This window comes from Gordonia sp. HS-NH1 (assembly GCF_001418765.1).
GTDB lineage: Bacteria > Actinomycetota > Actinomycetes > Mycobacteriales > Mycobacteriaceae > Gordonia.
Map to the genome: position 1 here is coordinate 235 of NZ_LIYC01000072.1, position 8,778 is coordinate 9,012.

General features: G+C 62.5%; 6 protein-coding genes and 1 pseudogene. 5 read left to right on the forward strand and 2 right to left on the reverse strand.

The features are described 5' to 3' along the window. Positions 1 to 147: 147 nt before the first annotated feature. Positions 148 to 2,475, reverse strand: a complete 2,328-nt coding sequence (gene lon / locus AMD30_RS23720) for an endopeptidase La (protein ID WP_055477313.1) — start codon at positions 2,473 to 2,475, stop codon at positions 148 to 150. 178 nt (positions 2,476 to 2,653) lie between these two features. Here lon and AMD30_RS23725 point away from each other — a divergent pair, with 178 nt between their 5' ends. The 5 genes and pseudogenes from AMD30_RS23725 to AMD30_RS25615 all read left to right on the forward strand — a co-directional run bounded on the left by AMD30_RS23725 (position 2,654) and on the right by AMD30_RS25615 (position 8,115). Next, the gene (locus AMD30_RS23725; protein ID WP_006369927.1) at positions 2,654 to 3,379 is read left to right on the forward strand and encodes a TnsA-like heteromeric transposase endonuclease subunit; all 726 of its coding nucleotides are present in this window, start codon (positions 2,654 to 2,656) and stop codon (positions 3,377 to 3,379) included. Continuing rightward, complete coding sequence (locus tag AMD30_RS23730) at positions 3,376 to 5,385, forward strand: helix-turn-helix domain-containing protein (protein WP_079931101.1); 2,010 nt, start codon at positions 3,376 to 3,378, stop codon at positions 5,383 to 5,385. Before AMD30_RS23725 ends, AMD30_RS23730 begins: the two co-directional genes overlap by 4 nt. Further along, positions 5,382 to 6,455, forward strand: a complete 1,074-nt coding sequence (locus AMD30_RS23735; RefSeq protein WP_006369929.1) for an ATP-binding protein — start codon at positions 5,382 to 5,384, stop codon at positions 6,453 to 6,455. The genes AMD30_RS23730 and AMD30_RS23735 overlap by 4 nt, the downstream gene beginning before the upstream one ends. Beyond that, positions 6,421 to 6,903: pseudogene (locus tag AMD30_RS25845) on the forward strand (TniQ family protein); the annotation flags it as partial. The gene AMD30_RS23735 and the pseudogene AMD30_RS25845, both read left to right, overlap by 35 nt. Positions 6,904 to 7,062: 159 nt before the next feature. Continuing rightward, entirely contained in the window at positions 7,063 to 8,115 is a 1,053-nt protein-coding gene (locus AMD30_RS25615; protein WP_020169780.1) for a hypothetical protein, read from the forward strand. Between the two features lie 332 nt (positions 8,116 to 8,447). Here the strand turns inward: AMD30_RS25615 and AMD30_RS25620 are convergent. Further along, positions 8,448 to 8,778: hypothetical protein (locus AMD30_RS25620; RefSeq protein WP_231632836.1), on the reverse strand; the 331-nt coding region annotated here is incomplete at its 5' end.

Consider the following 8,778-nt stretch of genomic DNA (forward strand, 5'->3'; position numbering starts at 1 on the left):
AAGCGAATCGACATGCCCGGTCGGAGGCGGCCCACCATCGAGCGACCAACCACGACGACGACCCACCGCCGTTCCGACGGACGACAACACAACGGCGGGCGCGTGGACGATCCACGCACCCGCCGGGGTGTCATCGTTCGAGCACCGTCAGGCCGCGGTCCACTGCGCGTCGGAAGCGGCTTCCAATGCCTGCGCGACGATCTCCGCCACGTCCGTCATCGGGCGGACGTCGAGGGCGTCGAGCACCTCGGCCGGCACGTCGTCGAGGTCGGGCTCGTTGCGCTGCGGGATGAAGATGGTCTTCAGCCCGTTGCGTTGTGCGGCAAGCAGTTTCTGCTTGACCCCGCCGATCGGAAGGACGCGCCCGTTCAGCGTGACCTCACCGGTCATACCGACATCGCTGCGAACCTGGCGTCCCGTGGCCATCGACACCAGCGCGGTGACCATGGTGACGCCCGCGCTCGGACCGTCCTTGGGCACCGCTCCGGCCGGAACGTGCACGTGGATGGTCTTGTCGAGCGCCTTCGGATCGACGCCGAGTTGCTCGGCGTGCGCCCGCACGTACGACAGGGCGATCTGTGCCGATTCCTTCATCACGTCGCCGAGCTGGCCGGTCAGCTTCAGACCCGGCTCACCCTCGGTGGCGTTGACCTCGATGAACAGGACGTCGCCACCCATTCCCGTGACCGCGAGACCCGTTGCCACACCGGGGACCGCCGTGCGCTCCGCCGATTCCGGCGTGAAGCGCGGACGGCCGAGGTAGTCGCGCAGCTCGGGCTCGTCGATGGTGACGGGCGCCGTCGCGGTCCCTTGTGCGAGGTTGGTCGCCGCTTTGCGGAGCGCCTTGGCCAGCAACCGTTCGAACTGTCGCACACCGGGTTCACGGGTGTAGTTGGCCGCGATCTCGCGCAACGCCGCATCCGTGACGGTCACCTCGTCGGGCGTCAGGGCCGCACGCTCGGCCTGCCGGGGCAGCAGGTAGTCGCGGGCGATGGCGACCTTGTCGTCCTCGGTGTAGCCGTCGAGCGTGACGAGTTCCATGCGGTCGAGCAGGGCCGACGGGATGTTCTCGATGACATTGGCGGTCGCCAGGAACAGGACGTCGGACAGGTCGAGATCGAGATCGAGGTAGTGATCCCGGAAGGTGTGGTTCTGCGCGGGGTCGAGGACCTCGAGCAGCGCGGCGGCCGGGTCGCCCCGGTAGTCCGACCCCACCTTGTCGATCTCGTCCAGCAGCACAACGGGATTCATCGATCCCGCCTCGCCGATGGCCCGCACGATCCGGCCGGGCAGCGCGCCGACGTAGGTGCGGCGGTGACCACGGATCTCCGACTCGTCGCGCACACCGCCCAGGGCGACACGCACGAACTTGCGGCCGAGCGCCCGGGCGACGCTCTCACCGAGCGACGTCTTGCCGACGCCGGGAGGACCGGCGAGCACCATGACAGCGCCCGACCCGCGTCCGCCGACGACCTGCAGGCCGCGTTCGGCGCGACGGGCACGCACCGCCAGGTACTCGACGATGCGGTCCTTCACGTCATCGAGGCCGTGGTGGTCGGCGTCGAGGATCTCGCGAGCGCCCTTGACGTCGGTGGAGTCCTCGGTGCGGGTGTTCCACGGCAGGTCGAGCACGGTGTCGAGCCAGGTGCGGATCCATCCGGTCTCCGGCGACTGGTCGCTGGCGCGTTCGAGCTTGCCCACCTCACGGAGCGCGGCTTCGCGCACCTTCTCCGGCAGGTCGGCCTCTTCGACGCGGCCGCGGTAGTCGTCGGCTCCTTCGGGCTCGTCCTCGCCGAGTTCCTTGCGGATCGCGGCGAGCTGCTGACGCAACAGGAATTCCTTCTGCTGCTTGTCCATGCCCGCCCGGACGTCCTCGGCGATCTTCTCGGTCACCTCGGACTCGGCCAGGTGATCGCCGGTCCATTCGATGAGCCGACGCAACCGCTCGGCGGTCACCGGCGTCTCGAGCAGCTCGCGCTTCTGTTCGTCGGTCAGCCACGCCGCATAGCCTGACGTGTCGGCGAGATCCGAAGGCTCGGACATCTTGTTGACGGCGTCGATGAGCTGCCACGCCTCGCGGCGCTGCAGCATCGCCAGCACGAGCTTCTTGTACTCGCCGGCGAGTTCACGGTCTTCGTCGGTGGCGTCTACGGCGTCGACCTCGGTCACCTCGACCCACAGCGCGGCACCGTGGCCGGGTGTTCCGGTCCCGATCTGTGCCCGCTGTTCACCCTTGACGACAGCCGCGAGGCCGCCGCCCGGGATGCGTCCGACCTGGACGATCGAGGCGATGACACCGTAGGTGGGATACCGGTCGTCCAGACGCGGCGCGACCAGCAGTTTTCCGGTCTCGCTCGCCCGTGCGGCGTCGACCGTGGCCTGGGCGGCATCGTCGAGCGGGATGGGCACGACCATGCCGGGCAGCAGGACGACGTCGGCGACGAAGAGAACCGGTAGTGAATATGTCTTCGACATGAAACCTCCAGAGTTAAGTCTGACCGACTCAACCCAGGTGGCAGGAATCTTGTTCCCGAGCGATTTATGCCAGGAGCGAACGGGGCCTGTAGCTTCTCACCGAACGTGTCATTTTCTCATCGGCTTGTCATAGGCGTGTCATCGTTCTCATCGGGCTGTCATGCGGCACGATAGCAAAATGCCTGATCAGATCGGTGCGACCGAGATTCGCTTCGTTACCGAAGCCGGTGACGAGACCATCAGTCAGGTCAGGGATCACTCGATCAGCTCGATGGCCCGAGCCCAGCCAGTGCGCCTGCCACCGTCCCACGCCGGCCAACGCCACTATCCAGGTCTTTTTTGGACCCGTACAACAGCCGACCACGTGGTTTACGAAAGCCTTCTCGAACGCGACCGCATCTTGCTTGCCGACTTCGATCCCGAAGTCGTTTGGATCACGGCGCAACCTTTCTGGATCACCGGCGACGACAGAGGTACCGGCCGACGCCACTGTCCCGATCTCCTACTGACGCGGGCTGATGGGTCATATTTGGTCGTGGACGTCAAGAATCCACGAATCGCGCAGAAAGACGAGGTCAAGGCCGTGTTCACGTGGACCAAGGTGGTGTCCAAGCGCCTCTCCGCCGATTATGAGGTTTGGACCGGCGAGGACTCGGCGTTGATCAACAACATCAGATTCGCTTCTCAGGCTCGCCGCGAGTCGCGCGCGGCCCTGTTCCAGACGGTGCTCGAACGATTTCCAGAGGAGCTCTCAATCGCGCACGCTGAAGCCACACTCGCAGCCGAGCGGATTGCACGGCCTCGACACATCGTCCTCGAGCTTCTGTGGACGGGCACCTTCACGGCCGATCTCACCCGGCCATTCGGCGACAACACCTTGATCCATCGAGCCGAGGCCGTATGAGCAACACTTATCGACTTGCTGTTGGCGATCGGGTGTGGATCGACGGATCCGTGGTCCGCATAGTCGAGATCAGCGACAGTCGGTCGATAGTCGAATCGGATCGCGGCACACGAGCGGTGAGCACTCCACACCTCGTGAGGTCTTCTCAGCCGCTCGACGCACCTCGCAGGCCCTGCGAGACGTCCGGACAACTGCTTTCGAATCTTACGAAGAAACAGCAAGAGACTTACAACGCACGGCTCGCCGTCGTCGAAGCAGTACTGGAGATGCATCACAACAGCGGCGACTCTATCGGTCGCAGCTCCGAAACGGTCGCTCTCGCACACAACATGTCTGACCGCACCGTCAAACGCTGGGTGAAGGCGTATCAAGAGTCAGGACCAGCCGGCCTCGTCGAAGCAAGGAAGCAGCGCTCGCCGATCGACCCACTCTGGCGGGAGGCGTGCCTCGACGTACTCAATCGGTACACACGCGAATCCACACCCAGCAGAAACATAGTAATCGACCAGGCCAACAATCTGCTGACCGAGCGGTGTGGCGCCGATCTGGCGCCCACCCCATCCAATGCGACCGCCTACCGCTGGCTGGACGAGCTCTCCAAGGGTCGCTATTCATTTGGCAGCGGAAAGGCACGGCGAATCGCCGCCGACCGGCCGGAGGCCCCGTATGGCCGTTTGCGCGCCACGCGCCCCGGAGAGTACTTCGTACTCGACACAACGCGCCTCGACGTGTTCGCGATGGAGCCGATCACGCTGCGTTGGGTGCCGGTCGAACTCACTGTGGCGCAAGACCTCTATACACGCTGCATTGTCGGTCTGCGCCTGACCCCGATTTCAACCAAGGCAATCGACGTGGCCAATGTGTTACACCAGTCGGTCACGCCCCAAGAACCGGTCGACGACGGAGCGTGGCCGTTTCACGGCGTGCCTAGTTCGATCGCAATCGAACGCGACGACCCGACCGCAGACGATGCCACTCCGAGCATCCCAGGCTGCCTACCCGAGTCAATCGTTGTTGACCATGGCAAGATCTACCTCTCGCACCATGTCAGATCCGCCTGTGCGCGACTCGGAATCTCGATTCAGCCTGCGATCGTAAAGAAGGCGTCAGACAAGCCAACTGTCGAACGCTTCTTCAAGACCATTCGGCTCGGCCTGCTTCAGCAACTGCCGGGCTACAAGGGACCCGACGTCTATCACCGCGGTGAAGACATTGAGAGTCAAGCGTTCTACTACGTCGCCGAGCTTGAGTCGATAATTCGCGAGTGGACAGCTCGGGTGTACCACCGGTCGAAACACGAAGGCTTGTGTCTCCCTGAGACGCCCGGCCTCGAGCTATCACCGCTCGAAATGTACGAGATCGGCCTGGCTCGCGCCGGTGGACTCACCATCCCGTCCTCACCGGACCTTGCGTACGAGTTTCTCAATGTGGAGTGGCGCACGATCCAGCACTATGGCATAGAAGTGGATGGGCGCCGATACGATGGCGCGGCGCTCAACCCTTACCGGAATAGCAAGTCCAACTTCGGTGGTCCGAAGGCTAGAAAATGGCCAATCCACATAGACAGCGGCGATGTTCGACGCGTGTACTTCCGCGACCCCTCATCTGGCAAATGGTCGCCTCTGGTCTGGGAGCACGCAGGTGGACTCGACCAGCCCTTCTCCTCGGACGCCGCCGACTACACCAAGCTTCTGGCCGTCCGCGAAAACCGGCATGTCGACCCACAGGACGCCGTCCGCAACCTCCTCGATGAGTGGTCCAAAGGCAACACCAAATCCAAGCGCGACCGCGCCCTCGCACGACGCCTGGCCAGCACCCGTTCCACGGCAAGCGATACTGGCGATGGCCAACCTGACGACGAGATTGCATCACTGCCAGGAGTTATCGACCTTCTCGCGAGGAGAGCAGAACGTCGCCCTCCAGGTTGGGATTTGGACGATGACCTCGATGTGTTTGAGAAGTACCAAGGTGCAGACGATTCGAGCTATGAGGTATTCGACGAATGAGTAACCCATGGGCACTATGGCTTCGAAACAATCAACCGCATCGCTACAACCTGGCGTCAAAAGTGGGCTGGCACGACTTCGTGCATTCGCCGCCGCGCGCGAGCCTGGAACTCCTCACGAAGGGACAGATCGCAGCGCTCAGCGACGACGAGCGCGAAGACTACAACGAAGCTCGCTTTGTATGGAATGCCAACCTCCCGACTGTCAAGACAGCTCAACTCACGCACGCCTTCGCTGTCATCGATCAAGTCATGGCGTCCAACCGTCGCGATGGCGACCGCCTCCGCGGATCGGTCGTGATCGACGCCCCGCCAGGTCTCGGTAAGACCACCATCGCCATCCGCTACGCAAGGCAGTTCCATCGAACTGCAATTCGCCGCCTCAGCAGCGAGACCGCCGCAGGCGATCAGCGTATTCCGGTCGCCTTCATCCCGCTCGATGCTGGAATCACCCTCAAGGGCCTGAACAGAAAGATCCTCGCCTTCTATGGCCATCTGGGGGTAGCTGGTGCGAATACTTCTGGTTTGGGTGCGCTCGCGGTCGACTGCGTACGGAGCTGCGAGACTCAGATAATTGTCATCGATGACCTTCACTTCATCGACTTTCGAGACCGTCACGGTCGCGAAGTAAGCAATCATCTGAAGGGCTTGGCCAACGAAATGGCGGTCACGTTCATTTACGTCGGTGTACGCCTCACAGAGAAGAAGTTCTTCGACGAGGGCCTGGGAGGCGATGACGGTGCCGTGTACGCACAGACTGCCCGCCGTGCCACACGTGCACGCGTCGCGCCGTTCAACACCGACTCCGATGCCAGCAACGTCGCCTGGATCTCGCTTCTCAACGCCCTCGAATTGCACCTAATGCTCGCCGCGCAAACGCCTGGGACACTATCCGATTTCGGCAAGGAACTCTTCCGCCGAACGCAAGGGCACATCGGTTCACTGACGAACCTGCTCGATCGGGCCGCCTATCTGGCTATTAAGACGGGCACCGAGCAAATTACTGCGAGCATCCTGGAGGAGGTCGTCGTTGACAATGCCGCTCAGCGGCTCACCACTCCCAAGAGGTGAGAGAACCGACGCGGAGCAACTACCCTCCGCAATTGCGATACCAGACGGGTACAACCCGCGGCGGCTTCCCATACTCGTCGCCCCCAGGGACGATGAGACCGCACCGAGTTGGCTGCGCCGTTTCGGCCACCGCTACGGACTCACCGCACGCGCGCTACTCCGAGAACTCGGGATTCCAACGAGTGCCTGGTCCCCCACACGAGTCTCTGCGCATATCGCTGAGCACAGTGATTTGATTGTGGATACGGTGGGGCTACCGGACGAACGAGCCCGATACCTCCGGGCAGGACTCATATCCGAGGCTGTTTCCGCATTTCGCACGCACTGGGAACGGTACGGTAAGTCTTCGGAATCGATGCCCCTCGACCCTTCCTACTGTCCCGAATGCCTTGCTCAGCAAGGATACTGGAACTCGACATGGTCACTGCCGCTACACCGCGTCTGTGTCGAACATGCGATCTTGATGCCTACCAACTGCCCTCGGTGCGCCGAGACGCCGTGGGCGGGCACGAGTTGGCCCAATAGCACCGACCCCAACTGGGCCTGTCCGCAGCGCGACAATCGCCCCCGAACACCAAGAACTCGACACGCATACTGCGGCCACGACTTGCGCGACGTCGAGTTCCGTAGGGTTGCCCCCGAGATCGTTGAAGCTCAGGTTTGGATTCTCGAACTCGCACGCGGTGCATCAGAGCCTTCGACGAACAGCTTTGGCGGTCAGCGGTTCAGTACACGCGAATACTTCGACGCGGCTCTGACGCTGGGCAAGCCCATTATGAGCTGTCAAGCAGCAAGCGACCCTGACGCCGCGTGCCTCGAGCAACTCCTCAAGGTAAAGTCCATCCTCTGCGAGGAGGACGTTCATGCGGCTCATTCGCTCGCCGTAGAGCAGAGCGTCCTTACTCCAGGAACCTGGCTTCTCAGGGACGGCCGAGATTTGCCCCGTAGTCGGACGAATGCGGTTATCGGCCACCTCGCCATCACCCCGCTCGCCGAAAAGCTATCGCCGACGGCACAACTGACGTTTCGAGTTGCTAGTGGGTGTGCCCGTTATCCGACGGCCCACGAGATCCCGGGCAACCACATTCCTCTCTCGTCGATACCTCAAGTTCACTGGACGGGATTCCGCGACTACACGACTGCGAAGGATCGCGCCGTCCTTTCCATGCTCCTTGCACGGTCTGGGACCGCGAGACCTTGGGGCCATATCGCTTTCGCGCTAGGACTGCCTCACGAATTCTCGCGCTACCCACCACTACTCATCCGCCAGATCAAGCGCAGCGGCGATTGGACCGACACCCTGGATCAGATCGAGAACCAGACCCGGGAACTGCTCACCGGCCCGCCTCCTATCGATTACCACCGCCGGCGGCTTCAACTTGCCAATCCAGATCTCACGATCTCCATTGCGAGAATTCTTAGCACGAGCCGCACGTTCAGAGCAGTGACTCCACACGCGCTAGCCGTCGCGATTTGGGAGGTCTACACCGGCGGGGCCGCCGAGTTCGCGACAGAATCGCTCTACTCTGAGGATTCCAACGACGGCGATCTCAGCTCGGCGCGCAACCTGGTACGCGAGCAGTGGTCCACAATCCGATCAAACAGCCTGTTGCCTGACCTGGGATTCGGCGAGGAGCCACTTGAATGGCGCCCACCTTGAAGGAGCTACGTGCAGACAGGACACTCCGGCAACAGATCTGACTCGCGCTCGTCAGTGGCTTCGAGAATGCCCTCACTCTACCGCGGAACGCTTGAGGCGGATCAGCACATGTGCCGCGCAGATGTCTACGAGGCGAATGAGTCATACCGACGCCACGGGCTCAAAGGAGTCGGGCAACTCAACTCACTGATGGAAATCCTCCTGCAGCACACCTTCAACGCCGCAAGTCCACGCTATACACCGTGGGAAATTGATCGAGAACCACCAGGGCGTGCAATCTCCCTGCCGCCGACGGCATGGCCGCCGAGTTCGGAACCGACCCTTGCGACACGCTACCCGGATGGTCCGACGAACTGGTAGTCGAACGCCTCGGTCTTGATCGGGCATCGCCCGCAGGGTCGCGCGAGGTGTGGGCATTCGTCGGCGTCGCTTGCAACAATGCCCATGTGAAGTTCCGTCGCCGCAACCTCGAAGCTCTTGGAAACCTCGTCGTGGGCAACCTCGGACGCGACGATGCCCAGAACGTCGACGAAGTTCGGTACTTCCCGTATCGCTCCAGCATGTACATCACTGAGTTCTTTCAAGAGTTGGAGACGGAGTACCAGCACGACGGCTCCACCCGCCACCGGTGGGTTGCCGACGTGTGACGTGTAAGGGCTCGGG